Source organism: Phenylobacterium sp. GW823-FHT02A09 (assembly GCF_058797775.1).
In genome coordinates this window covers 226,789-240,023 of record NZ_JBXAJZ010000001.1, presented here as the reverse complement: position 1 = coordinate 240,023, position 13,235 = coordinate 226,789, and the positions used below count along the sequence as shown (strand labels likewise).

The following is a 13,235-nucleotide window of genomic DNA, read 5'->3' as shown; positions in this document are numbered from 1 at the left end:
TCCACCCCGCTTTGCTCGTCTGGCGGGCGACTCGCCGCCCGCATGGTCAACAGGTTGTAACCATGTTTTCATCCGCTCCGAGCAGATTCGAAGTGATCGCCGGGGACGCCAGAGTGAGTGTGGCCGCCAAGACCGATGAGCTGCTGAATCTGGCCCGCAGCCGTGCGCCGGCCGATCGTGAGCGCCTGTTGCTGGCCATCGTCGAGCTCTGCGACGCCGGCGAGAGCGCCGCAGGGCTGATGACCTCCAAGCCGATCCAGGCCCTGCTCAACTCGATCTTCATGTCCCTGGTCGTCGAGGCCGAACGCGACATCCGCCGCCGTCTGTCGGAAAAGCTGGCCCAGGCCGAGTGGGCGCCCTCGGCGCTTGTTAACGTCCTGGCTTTGGACGACATCGAGATCGCCCGCCCGGTCATCGCCGGCAGTCCGGTGCTCAAGGATCACGACCTCGTCCGCCTGCTCGTCGAGGCGACCATCGAGCACCAGATCGAGGTCGCCCGCCGCCCCAACATCGGCCCGCCGGTGGTCGCAGCCATCCTCCAGCAGAGCGAGCCGGCGGTCCTGACGGCGCTGGCCGGCAATCCAAGCGCCGCCCTCAGCGAGCACGACCTCAACGTCCTGGTCACGGCCGCGCAGCGGATCGCCGCCATGCGCTCACCGCTCGCCCGCCACCCTGGCCTCACCGACGGCTTGGCGCGGCAGCTCTACGTCTGGGTCGGCCAGGCCCTGCGCCATTCCCTCGTCGACCGCTTCCGGCTCGACGCCGCCGCGCTCGACGCCGCCCTCGCCGCTTCGGTGCGCGAGGCGCACGGCGGCTCGGCCCCGGCTGACGCGGCCCGCACGGAACGGGATGGCGAGCGCGAGGAGATGGAGCGGCGGCTGGTCGCCAAGCTCGACGCCGCAGGCCAGCTGCGGGCGGGCTACCTGATCCGCGCGCTCAAGGAGGGACGCCTCACCCTGTTCCTCGCCAGCCTGGCGACGCTCGGCCGGTTCGACCAGAACCACGTACGCCGGGCGGTGAACTCCGAGCGCCCGGAACTGCTGGCCCTGGCCTGCGCGGCCGTCGGCATCGACCGCAGCGTCTTTCCGACCATCCTCGAGATGGTCCGCGACCTCAACGGCGGACGGCCCGGCGGCGGCCAGGAGGGCGCACGCCGGGCCGGCGGCGCGTTCGGCCCGTTCGACGCCCACATCGCCGGCGCCGCCTTCCGCCGCGCGGTGAACCCTGGTTGACGGATCGCCCGTTTCACGGACTTTTGCCGGGCCATGTTCAAGCCTGAGCCCTTCGTGACCCGTCTCGCCTTCGCGGCCAGCGACCGCCCTGAGGCCCAGGACGCGCGCAATGTCCTGGTGTCACGCTACGGCGAGGCGAGCGACGAGGACGCGCAGGTGATCGTCGCCCTCGGCGGCGACGGCTTCATGCTCGAAACCCTGCACGACAACCTCAAGAACGGCCGGCCGATCTACGGCATGAACCGCGGCTCGGTCGGCTTCCTGATGAACGAGTACAGCGAGGACGCGCTGCTGGAGCGGATCAACGCCGCCGAGCGCGCCGTCATCCACCCGCTGTCCATGGTCGCCATCGACGCCGCCGGACGCCGCCACGAGGCGCTGGCCATCAACGAAGTCTCGCTGCTGCGCCAGACCCGCCAGACCGCCAAGCTGCGCATCTCCATCGACGGCAAGGTGCGGCTGGGCGAGCTCTCCTGCGACGGCGCGCTGGTGGCGACTCCCGCCGGCTCGACCGCCTACAACCTCTCGGCCCATGGCCCGATCATTCCGCTCGACGCCAAGATCCTGGCCCTGACCCCGATCAGCGCCTTCCGCCCGCGCCGCTGGCGTGGCGCGCTGCTGCCGCACACGGCCCAGGTCACCTTCGAGATCCTCGAGGCCGACAAGCGCCCGGTCAGCGCCGTGGCCGACAATTTCGAGGTCCGCGACGTGGTGGCCGTGCAGATCGCCGAGAAACGCGACGTCGCCCTGCACATGCTGTTCGACGCCGGCCGCAGCCTCGAGGAACGCGTCCTCGCCGAACAGTTTTCCGTGTGATTACCGCCGGTTCCCGGCTCATCCGTTGTTAACGCCTGTCCCCTAGGGTGCCCCACGTTGTCCTAGGAGGCGCGTAGTGAGCCAGCAGAACCCGGTCATCCAGCCCCCCAGCCTTCGTCTCAAGGTCGGCGGTCGGTTCGGCGCGATCGATCCGAGCGCCATCGCCAAGGCCGAAGCGGCCCTGAAAAGCCTGTCCGGCAACTTCGCCCAATGGCTTTCGGAAGAGGTCATCAAGCTCGACGCCGCGCGCCAGCTCGTCCGCGACGACGGCGTCACAGCCGAGACCATGGAGACGCTTTACCTGCGCGCCCATGACCTCAAGGGCCTGGGCACGACCTACGAATTCCCACTGATCACCCGCATCGGCGCCTCGCTCTGCAAGCTCATCGACGACAAGGACAAGCGCCTGGTCGTCTCGCTGCCGCTCGTCGACGCGCACATCGACGCCATCAAGGCGGCCGTTCGCGACAGCATCAAGACCGACGACCATCCCGTCGGCCGCATCCTGATCGAAGAACTGGAACGCAAGGTCGCCGCGGCGGCCTGAGCCGCCTACATCACGTTCGCCAGCGGCTCCTCGACCACGCCGTAGCCGGCGTCCGGCGGCAACACCAGAACCTTGCCGCCCGGCCGATCCTGGATCTGCGGCTCGACCGTCACCAGGGTCCGCCCCTTGGCCCGCGCCACGCAGTCCTCGGCGCTCGAGGCCTCGGCCAGCAACTGCACGTTCATGCGGGTCGGGAATATCACCTTGCGCTCGCCGGCCTGCGCCAACCGCAGCACCTCGCTCGGCGCGATCCACTCGGCGTCCACCGTCTCGCGCCCGTCGCAGGCCGCCACCTGGTCGTCCGGCGCATCCACCACATAGAACCAGGTGTCGAACCGCTTCGGGGTCAGCGGCGGCGTAATCCATCGGGCGAAAATCGTCAGCGCATTCAAGTCGATGACCACGTCCAGCTCACGCACGACATCAAGGAACGCCAGCTCGCCTCGGTCGACCTTCAGCCGTACGTCCAGCGGGGCCGCCTCGCCGCCGATCGGACCACCGTCGGCGCGCCGCCCCAGCAGGATCCCGGCCTCCTCGAACACTTCGCGGATCGCTGCAATCCGCAGGCCGCGCTGCTCGGCGTCGAAGTCCGCCCAGCCCAGCGCCCGTTCGGTCCAGGCGTCCTCATGGTCGCCGGCGTGGCTCTTGCCGCCTGGGAACACCAGCGCCCCGGAGGCGAAATCGATCTGGTGATGGCGCTTGACCATCAGCACTTCGAAGGTCGGCGCGTCGCGCAGCAGCAGAATCGTCGCGGCCGGCTTGATGTCTTGCGATGTCATGGAGGCCAGCTTGGGAGCCTCGCCCCCGGCGCGCAAGTGTGACCCTAGGGCAGCGTCAGGCGCTGGCCTGCCGCCCGTGCGCCTCGGCCCGATACGCCGCCCGGGCGTCCGCCGACAGCCGGTCCATCTTGTCGAGCAGGTAGTCGGAATCCTCGCGGCTGGCGATGTCGACCTGGGTCAGGAACCGCTGCAGCATCCGCTCCTGGAAGCGTTCGCGGTCGCGCGCGCCGCCGTCGAACTCCATCGAGTGATAGGTGTCGACCCCGGCCCGGAACGCGCCATAGAGCCGCGCCGGCATCCCGGCCCGGTCGTAGATCGCCTTCAGACCCAGCGGCCCGGCGTCGTGGATCATCAGCCAGGTTCGGTGGTGCGGCACGCTGGCCAGTTCGGCCAGCCCCCACTCCAGGAAGGTCATGTGACCCTGCGCGAGGGCCCGCAGCAGCAGCGAGGCGGTCAGCCGGTCGTGCTGGCGCAGGTGGCCGACAAAGGCCTTCACGTCGCTGGTGCGGCCGGCCTGGTCGACCAGGTCGACAGTCGCGCGCTCCTGCGCTCCCATGGCGATCTCCAGCGCCAGTTCGGCCGAGATCTCGTGGCGGTTCAGCAGGTGGTCGCGCACCTGCTCGCCCACCAGACCGACCAGCTTTTCCGTGACCGACAGCGGCAGGGCGTTGCGATAGGCCATCGCCGCCAGGACCTGCTCCGAGCGCTCGAAACGGGTGACCGCGGCGTCCAGCGTCTCGTCGGCGAAATCGGCGTTGTCGTTGGCGCAGGCCGCCTCAACCGCGGCCTCCTCGCCATGCTCGACGATCGCCCGCGTCACGGCTTTCGATACCTGCGGTCGCTTGGCCACCGTCACCTGACGCAACGGGCCGCCGATCCGCACGATCTCCACCAGGTCGGCGTCCGTGAACACCGGCGAAGCGCCCAGGATCGGCACGCAGATCCGCTCCACGTCCTGGGCCAGCCGCACCGCCACGTCATGCGGCACCAGCGGCGAACTCTTCAAGGTGACCGACAACGCCTCGCGCACCATCTCGGCGGCGTCGTGCGCCATCACCCGCAGAATGTCCTGGGCGCGCGCGCGGTCCTCGTCGCTGAGCACCGCCGCGTCGAGCCGGCGGCAGATTTTGCGGGCTGCGAAAGCGCGCTCGTCCGGCGTCGCGCCCTTGACCAGCGTGCGGATGTCTTCGTCAGTCAGCGCCGCCCGCGTCGTCGCCATAACCCTGCCCCCGATGGGGGCCTCAGCCCCCGCCAAAAGGATAATCTAAGGTTAAGCTTAACGAACTGTTGCCCGCTTGGCTGTGGATTTACCCTGCCGCGTAACCGATCGCGAACCCTGCGGCGATATGGTTTCCACCTGTCGCCGAGGAACCCGATTCATGCTGGTCGAGACCGATAAAACCAAGGCCCGGGGCGGGTCGTCGGTCACCCTGCAGGCCCTCGAAACCCAGACATCTCTCCTGCCCTACGCCCTGGCCGTGTTCGCGGTCAGTCTGCCGCTGCTGGTCTGGGCCGGCTCCTACGCCAGCAACGCCGTCTGGATGACCGGCACCTTCGCCATCTTCGCCATCGCCTGGGGCGTGTTCTACGCCGCGGTGAACTGGCTGAAGGAGCCGCAGGCCCTTAACGACCTGCGCAAGCGGGGCCAGATTCACATCTTCTGCGGCCTCATCTGGGCCGCAGCCGTGGCCCAGATGGCCGCGTTCGGCGACGGGGCCGGCCCGGTCCGCGGCGAACTGATGCTGATATCGGTGGCGGCCGCCGTGATCGTCATCTTCTTCACCGCGCCGTGGCTGCCCAGCCTGCTGATCGTCGGTTCGGCCACCGCGGCAGGACCGCTCTACTTCCTGCTGCGCGATCCATCCGACCGCACGATGGCGAACCTCGCCTGGGGCGGCATCGCCCTGGCCCTCGCCCTGGCCCTGATCCTCAACCGCATCCTGCGCCGCCAGTTCGCGCTGGCCGCCGAGCGCGAGGTGCTGATCGCCGACCGCGACCTGCGCATGGACCAGGCTCGCCAACTCGCACAGTCGAAGTCCGATCTGGTCGCCACCCTCAGCCACGAGATCCGCAACGGCCTGACCGGCGTGGCCCACGTGCTCGCCTCGGCGGTCGGACACAACGGCCGCAGCGCGCCGTCGCGCGAACAGCTGTCGGCCGCGCTCGACGCCGCCAACGACCTGATCTCGGTGCTCAACACCACGCTCGACTCCGAGACCGCCGAGGCCGGCCGCCTGGAAGTCGACACCCACGCGTTCGACGCCGTGGCCCTGATCCGCGACCTGGTGATCCTCAACCGGCCCAACGCCGCCTCCCGCGGGCTCGAGCTCTCGCTGCACGTCGCCTCCGAGCTCGCGGTCATGGGCAGCGGCGCGACCGTCGCCGACGCCCACCGCGCTCGCCAGATCCTCGCCAACCTGCTTGGCAACGCCCTGAAATTCACGCTCCGCGGCCGCGTCGAGGCCCGCGTCGAGCTCGCCTCCCCCAGCCGCCTCTCGATCGAGATCGCCGATACAGGGCCGGGCCTGGCCAAGGAAGAACTCGAGCAGGCGTTCGAGCCGTTCAACCGCATCGCCCGCACCAGCGCCGGCACGTCCGGCGCCGGACTCGGCCTCTCGCTCTCGCGCCAGCTGGCCCGGCTGATGGGCGGCGAACTGTCGGCCCACAGCGCCGTCGGCGTCGGTTCCTGCTTCCGGCTCGAGCTGCCCTTCGACGCGAGCGCCCAGCCCGAACGGGAACTGGAGGCGCCGGCCGAACTGGCCGCCGTCCTGCCTGAGGCCCGCCAGCGCATGCGCGTCCTCATCGCCGAGGACGACGCTCTCAACGCCGCCATGCTTCGCGCGGTGGTCGAACAGCTTGGCCACCAGGTCGTCCACGCGGTCGATGGTCAGCGCGCCCTCGATCTGACGCGGGTCTGCGAGTTCGACCTGCTGATGATCGACGGCCGCATGCCCAATCTCGACGGGCCCGCCGCGATCGCCGCGATCCGCGAGCTCGACGGCGACAACGCCGGGGTGCCGATCGTCGCGGTCATCGGCGGCGACGCCGACGAAGCCCAGGAGTGTTCGCAGGCCGGCGCCGACGTCGTGCTGCGCAAGCCGGTCAGCGTCACGGCGGTGGCCCGCGCCGTGGCCGACGCCGTCTCCATCGACCGGGTCTCCCAACCCGCGCGGTCCGTCGCCTAGGACGCCGCGCGGCCCGGGCTGACGCCCCGGCGCCCTTGAGACTGAGCCCCGCCCCCGCCAAGATGCCCCCAACAACAAGGGAGGCGCGCGCGTGCTGCTGCAGGGTCTGAAGGTCGTCGAGTTCGCCTCCTATATCGCCGCCCCCGGCGCGGCCGGCATTCTCGCCGACTGGGGCGCGGAGGTGATCAAGGTCGAACGGCCGGAAGGCGACCCGATGCGCCACGTCTTCGGCGACGCCAAGAGCGACATCTCCGGCAATCCGACCTTCGGCCTCGACAACCGCGGCAAGCGCGCCGTGGTGCTCGACATCTCCAAGCCCGAGGGGCGCGATGCGCTGGCCCGGCTGGCCGCCGAAGCCGACATCTTCCTGACCAATGTCCGGCCCGCCGCCCTCAAGCGCGCCGGCCTCGACGAGGCGACGCTGCGGGCGAGCAATCCGCGGCTGATCTACGCCATGGTCACCGGCTATGGCCTGGAGGGCCCCGACGCCGCCAAGCCGGGCTTCGACGTCACCGCCTTCTGGTCGCGGGCCGGCGTCGCTCACATGCACGCGCCCAAGGGAACCGACCCGTTCATCCTGCGCACCGGCGTCGGCGACCACATGACCTCGCTGGCCACCGTCTCGGCGATCCTGGCGGCGGTCGTCGAGCGCCAACGCACCGGCGTCGGGCGCGTCGTGCAGACCTCGCTGCTGGCGACGGGCATTTACGCCGTCAGCTCCGACCTCGCCGTCCAGCTGGCCTTCGGCAAGCTCGCCTCCAACCGCCCGCGCAGCGCCCCGTTCGATCCGCTGGCCAACTTCTACCGCAGCCGTGACGGCCACTGGTTCGTGCTCAACCCCCGCGGGGCCAGCAACGACTGGCAGCTGCTCTGCAAGACCTTCGATCGCCCCGACCTGCCGACCGACGAGCGTTTCGCCTCCGGCCGCGTGCGCCGCCAGAATAGCGCCGCCCTGGTCGAACAGTTCGACGCCGCCTTCAGCCAGCTCGACTTCGAGGAGATCGCCCGCCGCCTGGACGAGGCCGACCTGGTCTGGGCGCCGGTGCAGACGCCGGCTCAGGTCGCAGCCGATCCGCAGGCCGCCGCCGCCGGGGCCTTCGTCGATCTTGAGGATGGTCAGGGCGGGACCTACCGCTCGCCCGCCGCGCCGGCCCGCTTCCCGGGGGCCGATCTAGACCGCCGCCCCCCGGCTCCGGGCCTGGGGCAGCACACCCGCGAGGTCCTGACCGAGCTCGGCTACTCCGGCGCGCAGATCGACGCGATGCTCAGCGCCGGGGCGGCCGCCTAGCTCGTGCTCTAGCTGGCCTTGTCGCGCGCCTCGGACAGCACCCGCAGCATTTCGCTGGTGAACAGCGATCCGGTCATCCGCTGGCCGGCGCTGGCGTCGTCGTCGGCCTTGGTCCCGCGCAGGATCAGGTCGACCATCGCGTCCTGGCTCGCCTGCAGCTGCTGCTGACGCGCCGAGGCGTACTGCACGAAATTGGTGTCGGCCGGAGCCTGTCGCGGAGCGGTCGGGGCCGGACCGTGCGCGCCCTTGGTCAGGTTCGCATAGACCTCGGACACCGTCGCCGGCCGGCCGTCGCGATAGAAGATCGAGCGGTTGGCGCCGGCCGCCTCGGGGAACATCGCCGCCGCGCTCGCGCCCGGCTGGCTGCGCACCGCCTCGATCAGCCGCGCCGAGCCCTGCGGGCCCAGAAAGTGAGCGGCGTAGAGCTCTCCCGCCGTCGGCGCGCGACCGACCCGGCCCTTCAGGTAGGAGGCGTGGTCCGAGGTCAGTTCCCCGGCCATCAGCGACGCCGCATGAGGATCCATCCGCAGGTCCATGACCGCCTTGCGCGCTTCCGCGCCGGCCACCCGATAGCGGCCGTCCGCGCCCTTGGTGATCAGTTCGGAATAGCGCGCATAGCCGTACTTCGCGCCATGCTGCTTGAGGGTCGCCAGCCAGGTCTGCTCGACGAACTGGAATAGTCCCGCGGCCGACGAGGTCGGGGCCTTGGCGCGCGGATTGTAGCCGCTCTCGCGCGCGGCGGTCTTCATGAGGAAGGTGAAATCGACGCCAGTGGCGTTCGAGGCCCGCTGGATCGCGGCCTCCACTACACCTCTGATTCCCTCGATCGCCATGGGCCAGATGTGCCCCGACATGGTTAACGCGTCGCTAACCATGTTCGGCGAGCCGGCCGGACGCTCGGGAACGTCGGCCCGTCGCGCGACGTTTTGCGCTTGCTGGTTCTCCGCGGACCGGCGCTCGTGCGCGTCGCCCTCTGGCCGTCGTCCAGCCTGGGCCGAGTTGAGATCGCGTTTGCAGCGGAGGCATCCGCCCCCAATGCGACCGAGTGGCCGTGGCCGAAGTCAGCTTCCTTCTCACGATTCAGGGATGAAGCGCTCAACGGTCCGCCACGCGGTCGGCAGCCAACGAGGAGCATAAGTTGAGACACCTGATCGTAAGCGCGGCGGCGACGCTCGCCCTGCTCGTCGCATCGTCATCGACCGCCCAGGAGCCGGCCCGCGATATCAGCGCGCAACGTCACGGCAATCTGGCGGCGGCCCAGGACCTGGTTCGCCAGGCGTTCGACAAGCTCACCGCCGCCCAGCAGGCCAACAACTCGGATCTAGGCGGTCATGCGGCCAAGGCGAAGGATTTGCTCCGGCAGGCGAACGACGAGATCAAGCTGGCCGCGGACGCCGCGAACAAGCGATAGAAACGCCGGAGCTCACCCGCGCCTTGTGCGTCGCCGGCCGAGTTCCAATCTTGGCCGTCTGGCTTCAACGCAAGGTGCATTCATGACCCAGCCGCTGCTCACCTTCAACGACGGGGCGGCGCTGCCCCAACTCGGTCTTGGCGTCTGGCAGGTGCCGGACGACGAAGCCGCCGTCATCGTCGAGGCCGCGGTCGACGCCGGCTACCGCCACGTCGACACCGCCGCCATCTACCAGAACGAAAAGGGCGTCGGCGAAGGCCTCAAGCGCGCCGCGGCCGGCGGCGAGGTGGCCCTGACCACTAAGCTCTGGAACGAGAGCCAGGGCTACGACCGCGCCCTCAAGGCCTTCGACAAGTCGCTCCAGCGCCTAGGCCGCGACAGCGTCGACCTCTACCTGATCCACTGGCCCTGCCCGACCCAGGACCTCTATGTCGAGAGCTGGAAGGCGCTGGTCCGCCTGAAGGAAGAGGGCCGCACCAAGTCCATCGGCGTCTCGAACTTCACCGCCGACAACCTGCGCCGCATCGTCGGCGAGACCGGCGTCGCGCCCGCGGTGAACCAGGTCGAACTGCATCCCCGCTTCCAGCAGACCGCCCTGCGCGCCGCCCACCAGGAACTGGGCGTCGTCACCGAGTGCTGGAGCCCGCTCGGCCAGGGCAAGGTCCTGGAGGATCCGGTGATCGGCAAGATCGCCGCCAAGCACGGCAAGACCCCGGCCCAGGCCATCATCCGCTGGCACCTCGATAGCGGCTTCCTGGTGATCCCGAAGTCGGCCAATCCCGGCCGCCTGCGCCAGAACTTCGATGTCTTCGACTTCGCCCTCGACGCCGAGGACATTGCCGCCTTCGCGACCCTCGACAGCCCCGACGGCCGCATCGGTCCGGACCCGCTGAAGTTCGGCTAACGCGCGCGCGGGGCGGCGGCGCCACTTGGTCACCGCCCCGCCACCGTTGCGCTGCCCCACGGCCAAGCTTCGGACACGATCGCGGCGCGACCCTTTGTTTCAGCGACGAAAAACAAAGGGAGGTCGCCAATGGTCATCCGTCAGTTCATGCCGGTCGTGCTCGGCCCGTCGAAGCCTCGTTCCGGCCGCTCTCCGGCCGTTACCGCGGCCATCGCCCTGTCCGTGATCGTCCACGGCGGCCTGGCCGCCTATCTCGCCGTCAAGACCTGGACGCCGCCCGAGCCGGAGGCGCTGCCGGAAGGCCCGATCATCAACGTCCAGACCTGGACGCCGCCCCCGCCGCCGCCCAAAGCGATAACGCAGCCGACCGAACGCGCCGCCTCGCCGCGTCCGCCCGTCACCCTCAATCTGCCTTTCGACATACCGGCGCCCGTCCCGATGCCGCCGGTCCCGTCGCCCCCGCCGACCGAGCCGGTCACGACCCTCGGCCCGCCGGCCCCGCCGACGCCTGCGCCGCCGGCGGTGATCGTGGCCCCCAACTGGCTGAAGCGCCCCGGCGCCAGCGAGTTCGCCCGCTTCTATCCGGACTCCGCCCAGCGGCGCGGCATCGGCGGCACGGCGACGATCTCCTGTCAGGTCAGCGCCGCCGGCTCGCTCAGCGGCTGTTCGGTCGCCCGTGAAACGCCGGCCGACGAAGGCTTCGGCCGCGCGGCCCTCAAGCTCGCCCCCTACTTCCGCATGAGCCCGATGACCCGCGACGGCCAGCCGGTGGAAGGCGGCACGGTTCAGATCCCGATCCGCTTCAACCTCGGCTAACGGCCTCGGCCTGCTCAATAGCTCTTGGGCAGGCCGAGCACCCGCTCGGCGATGTAGTTCATTACCATCTCACGGCTGATCGGCGCGATGCGGGCGATCATCGCCTCGCGGAAATAGCGCTCGACGTCGAACTCCTTGGCGTAGCCCATGCCGCCATGCGCCAGCACCGCCGCCTCGCAGGCGTGGAAGCCGGCCTCGCCGCCCAGGTACTTGGCGGCGTTGGCCTCGGCGCCGCACTCGCGCCCGGCGTCGAACAGCGCCGCGGCCTTGAACGCCATCAGATTGGCCGCCTCGAGCTCGGCCCAGGACTTGGCCAGCGGATGGGCGACGCCCTGGTTCTGGCCGATCGGCCGGCCGAACACGACCCGCTCCTTGGCGTAGGTCGCCGCCCGCGCCAGCGCCGCGCGCCCCAGCCCCACCGCTTCGGCCGCGAACAGCACCCGCTCGGGGTTCAGTCCGTCGAGCAGGTAGTAGAAGCCGCGCCCCTCCTCGCCGATCAGGTCGCCGGCCGGGACCTCCAGGTTGTCGATGAACACGCTGTTCGACTCGACCGCCTTGCGGCCCATCTTCGGGATCACCGTGGCGCTGATCTTCGAGCGATCGAAGTCGGTGTAGAACAGGCTGAGGCCCTCGGTTGCCTTCCTGACCTGATCCTTCGGCGTGGTCCGCGCGATGATCAGCATCTTGTTCGCGCGCTGGGCCATGGTGGTCCACACCTTGCGGCCCGAGATGACATAGCCGTCGTTCGAGCGCACCGCACGCGTGGTCAGGCTGGTGGTGTCGAGGCCGGAATCCGGCTCGGTGATGCCGATGCAGATCTTGTCCTCGCCGGACATCAGCCGCGGTATCGCCCGGTTCCTGAGTTCCTCGCTGCCATACCTGACGATAGGCATGGGTCCGAAGATGTTCAGGTGCATGGCGCTGGCGCCGGAAAAGCCCGCGCCGGACTGCGTCACCGCCTGCATGACCAGCGCCGCCTCGGTCAGCCCGAGGCCCGCCCCGCCCAGCTCGGCCGGCATCGCCGTGCCCAGCCAGCCGCCCGCCGCCATGGAGGCCACGAATTCCTCAGGGAAGTCGCCGGTCTCGTCGGTCCTGCGCCAGTAGTCGGCGTCGAACTGGGCGCAGAGCCGGCTCACGCTCTCGACGATGGCTTCCTGTTCCGCGTTCAACCAGAAGCCGCTCATCGCTCTCTCCCTACTTCGCCGGCGCGTCGAACCTCGCCGGACTCATGGCCTCGGCAAAGGGACCAGCTTCCCCTTCCGTCACGCAAGCCACGATCAGCCGCGCGACCAGCGGCGCCAGCAGCCAGCCGTTGCGCCGCGCCCCGACCGCCAACAGCACGTCCTGATGCCGCCCGCGCCCGACCATTGGCAGGCCGTCGGGGGTCGCTCCACGCACCCCGGTTTCGGCCTCGAAACTCGCGCCGGCCAGATGCGGGAAGAGCCGCACGCCGGCCGCCTTCAGCGGCTCGACCTTGGCCGGCTCCACCGCGCGGTCGCCCAGCCCCGCCTCCATCGTCGCCCCGATGGTCAGCCCGCCCGGGGCGCCCGTGACATAGGCGCCCTGCCCGCGCACCACCACGCCGCGATAGGCCCGCTCGCGGGTGCGCAGGATATGCCCCTTGATCGGCGACACGTTCGAAAGCTCCGGCGCCACCACCGCCAGGTCGCGGCCGGCGCCGGTGGCGATCACCAGTCGCTCGCCGCCCTCGAAGCCGCTGGCCGCCTGTTGGCGGAACTCGACCCCGGCCTCGACCGCCGCGCCGCGCAGCGCCGCCAGCGCCGCGCCGGCCTCGATCCGCCAGTCCTCGCGCACCAGCAGCCCTCGCCGCCAGCCGTCCGCCAGGTCAGGGGCCAGGCCCGCCAGCGCGCCGCGCTCCAACTCGGTCGGATGCATGCCAAGGCCTCGTAGCGCGCCGTCGATGCCGGCCAGAAAGTCGTCGTCGCCGACCGCCACCGCCCCGGCGCGGTCGGCGGTCAATCCGATCCGCGCCTCCAGCGCCGGCCACAGGTTGCGGGCGGCCATCAGCAGCGCGAAGTGCGGCGTGGCGCTGGCGTCCAGCACCGCCTCGAAGGCCGGCGCCAGCATCCCGGCCGCCACGCCCGAGGCGTTGTCGCCCGGCTGCGCCGCGTCAAAGACGGTCACGCGCGCGCCCGCGTCCGCCAGGGCCAGGGCGGTGGTCAGGCCCAGCGCGCCGGCCCCGGCCACTGTGATCTTGGGGCCTTTGCTCATGGGCCTAACGAGCGGGCTTCGCGCT

General features: G+C 70.3%; 13 protein-coding genes. 8 read left to right on the top strand and 5 right to left on the bottom strand.

The window, feature by feature from the left end; genetic code table 11:
- The first annotated feature begins 113 nt into the window (after window positions 1-113).
- The 3 genes from AC1Q87_RS01230 (at window position 114) to AC1Q87_RS01220 (ending at window position 2,595) form a co-directional block, all read left to right on the top strand.
- Window positions 114-1,232: a DUF2336 domain-containing protein gene (locus AC1Q87_RS01230; RefSeq protein WP_492607218.1), complete on the top strand. Its 1,119-nt coding sequence runs from the start codon at window positions 114-116 to the stop codon at window positions 1,230-1,232.
- Window positions 1,233-1,265: 33 nt separating this feature from the next.
- Window positions 1,266-2,048 (top strand): NAD kinase, encoded by a 783-nt coding sequence (locus AC1Q87_RS01225; RefSeq protein ID WP_492607217.1) that lies wholly within the window; start codon window positions 1,266-1,268, stop codon window positions 2,046-2,048.
- Between the two features lie 76 nt (window positions 2,049-2,124).
- The gene (locus AC1Q87_RS01220; protein WP_492607216.1) at window positions 2,125-2,595 is read left to right on the top strand and encodes an Hpt domain-containing protein; all 471 of its coding nucleotides are present in this window, start codon (window positions 2,125-2,127) and stop codon (window positions 2,593-2,595) included.
- 5 nt (window positions 2,596-2,600) lie between these two features.
- Here the strand turns inward: AC1Q87_RS01220 and AC1Q87_RS01215 are convergent, their stop codons facing one another.
- Both AC1Q87_RS01215 and spbR read right to left on the bottom strand, forming a co-directional pair.
- The gene (locus AC1Q87_RS01215; protein ID WP_492607215.1) at window positions 2,601-3,374 is read right to left on the bottom strand and encodes an NUDIX hydrolase; all 774 of its coding nucleotides are present in this window, start codon (window positions 3,372-3,374) and stop codon (window positions 2,601-2,603) included.
- 55 nt (window positions 3,375-3,429) lie between these two features.
- Window positions 3,430-4,593, bottom strand: coding sequence for a SpbR family protein (gene spbR, locus AC1Q87_RS01210; RefSeq protein WP_492607214.1), 1,164 nt, complete (start codon window positions 4,591-4,593; stop codon window positions 3,430-3,432).
- 160 nt (window positions 4,594-4,753) lie between these two features.
- Between spbR and AC1Q87_RS01205 the strand changes: the two genes are divergently transcribed.
- Together AC1Q87_RS01205 and AC1Q87_RS01200 are read left to right on the top strand one after the other, a co-directional pair.
- The gene (locus AC1Q87_RS01205) at window positions 4,754-6,559 is read left to right on the top strand and encodes a hybrid sensor histidine kinase/response regulator (RefSeq protein ID WP_492607213.1); all 1,806 of its coding nucleotides are present in this window, start codon (window positions 4,754-4,756) and stop codon (window positions 6,557-6,559) included.
- 91 nt (window positions 6,560-6,650) lie between these two features.
- A complete protein-coding gene (locus AC1Q87_RS01200; protein ID WP_492607212.1) occupies window positions 6,651-7,847 on the top strand; it encodes a CaiB/BaiF CoA transferase family protein in 1,197 nt (398 codons plus the stop codon).
- Between the two features lie 8 nt (window positions 7,848-7,855).
- Here the strand turns inward: AC1Q87_RS01200 and AC1Q87_RS01195 are convergent, their stop codons facing one another.
- The gene (locus AC1Q87_RS01195; RefSeq protein ID WP_492607211.1) at window positions 7,856-8,680 is read right to left on the bottom strand and encodes a transglycosylase SLT domain-containing protein; all 825 of its coding nucleotides are present in this window, start codon (window positions 8,678-8,680) and stop codon (window positions 7,856-7,858) included.
- A 305-nt stretch (window positions 8,681-8,985) separates the two neighbouring features.
- On the opposite strand from AC1Q87_RS01195, the gene AC1Q87_RS01190 reads away from it, so the two are divergent.
- The 3 genes from AC1Q87_RS01190 (at window position 8,986) to AC1Q87_RS01180 (ending at window position 10,978) form a co-directional block, all read left to right on the top strand.
- On the top strand, window positions 8,986-9,258 hold the full coding sequence (locus AC1Q87_RS01190; RefSeq protein ID WP_492607210.1) for a hypothetical protein: 273 nt from the start codon (window positions 8,986-8,988) through the stop codon (window positions 9,256-9,258).
- A gap of 82 nt (window positions 9,259-9,340) precedes the next feature.
- Complete coding sequence (locus tag AC1Q87_RS01185; protein ID WP_492607209.1) at window positions 9,341-10,162, top strand: aldo/keto reductase; 822 nt, start codon at window positions 9,341-9,343, stop codon at window positions 10,160-10,162.
- A gap of 129 nt (window positions 10,163-10,291) precedes the next feature.
- Window positions 10,292-10,978 carry an energy transducer TonB family protein gene (locus AC1Q87_RS01180; protein WP_492607208.1) on the top strand — a complete coding sequence of 229 codons (687 nt, stop codon included), beginning with the start codon at window positions 10,292-10,294 and terminating at the stop codon, window positions 10,976-10,978.
- A gap of 14 nt (window positions 10,979-10,992) precedes the next feature.
- Here the strand turns inward: AC1Q87_RS01180 and AC1Q87_RS01175 are convergent, their stop codons facing one another.
- Together AC1Q87_RS01175 and AC1Q87_RS01170 are read right to left on the bottom strand one after the other, a co-directional pair.
- Window positions 10,993-12,162 carry an acyl-CoA dehydrogenase family protein gene (locus AC1Q87_RS01175; RefSeq protein WP_492607207.1) on the bottom strand — a complete coding sequence of 390 codons (1,170 nt, stop codon included), beginning with the start codon at window positions 12,160-12,162 and terminating at the stop codon, window positions 10,993-10,995.
- A 10-nt stretch (window positions 12,163-12,172) separates the two neighbouring features.
- Entirely contained in the window at window positions 12,173-13,210 is a 1,038-nt protein-coding gene (locus AC1Q87_RS01170) for an NAD(P)/FAD-dependent oxidoreductase (RefSeq protein ID WP_492607206.1), read from the bottom strand.
- Window positions 13,211-13,235: the final 25 nt, after the last annotated feature.

What these genes read in the sequence shown, in the direction of transcription:
- AC1Q87_RS01195 (WP_492607211.1), bottom strand. Translation starts at nt 8,680, where the DNA reads ATGGCGATCGAGGGAATCAGAGGTGTAGTGGAGGCCGCGATCCAGCGG.
- AC1Q87_RS01205 (WP_492607213.1), top strand. Translation starts at nt 4,754, where the DNA reads ATGCTGGTCGAGACCGATAAAACCAAGGCCCGGGGCGGGTCGTCGGTC.
- AC1Q87_RS01215 (WP_492607215.1), bottom strand. Translation starts at nt 3,374, where the DNA reads ATGACATCGCAAGACATCAAGCCGGCCGCGACGATTCTGCTGCTGCGC.
- spbR (WP_492607214.1), bottom strand. Translation starts at nt 4,593, where the DNA reads ATGGCGACGACGCGGGCGGCGCTGACTGACGAAGACATCCGCACGCTG.
- AC1Q87_RS01170 (WP_492607206.1), bottom strand. Translation starts at nt 13,210, where the DNA reads ATGAGCAAAGGCCCCAAGATCACAGTGGCCGGGGCCGGCGCGCTGGGC.
- AC1Q87_RS01180 (WP_492607208.1), top strand. Translation starts at nt 10,292, where the DNA reads ATGGTCATCCGTCAGTTCATGCCGGTCGTGCTCGGCCCGTCGAAGCCT.
- AC1Q87_RS01185 (WP_492607209.1), top strand. Translation starts at nt 9,341, where the DNA reads ATGACCCAGCCGCTGCTCACCTTCAACGACGGGGCGGCGCTGCCCCAA.
- AC1Q87_RS01175 (WP_492607207.1), bottom strand. Translation starts at nt 12,162, where the DNA reads ATGAGCGGCTTCTGGTTGAACGCGGAACAGGAAGCCATCGTCGAGAGC.
- AC1Q87_RS01225 (WP_492607217.1), top strand. Translation starts at nt 1,266, where the DNA reads ATGTTCAAGCCTGAGCCCTTCGTGACCCGTCTCGCCTTCGCGGCCAGC.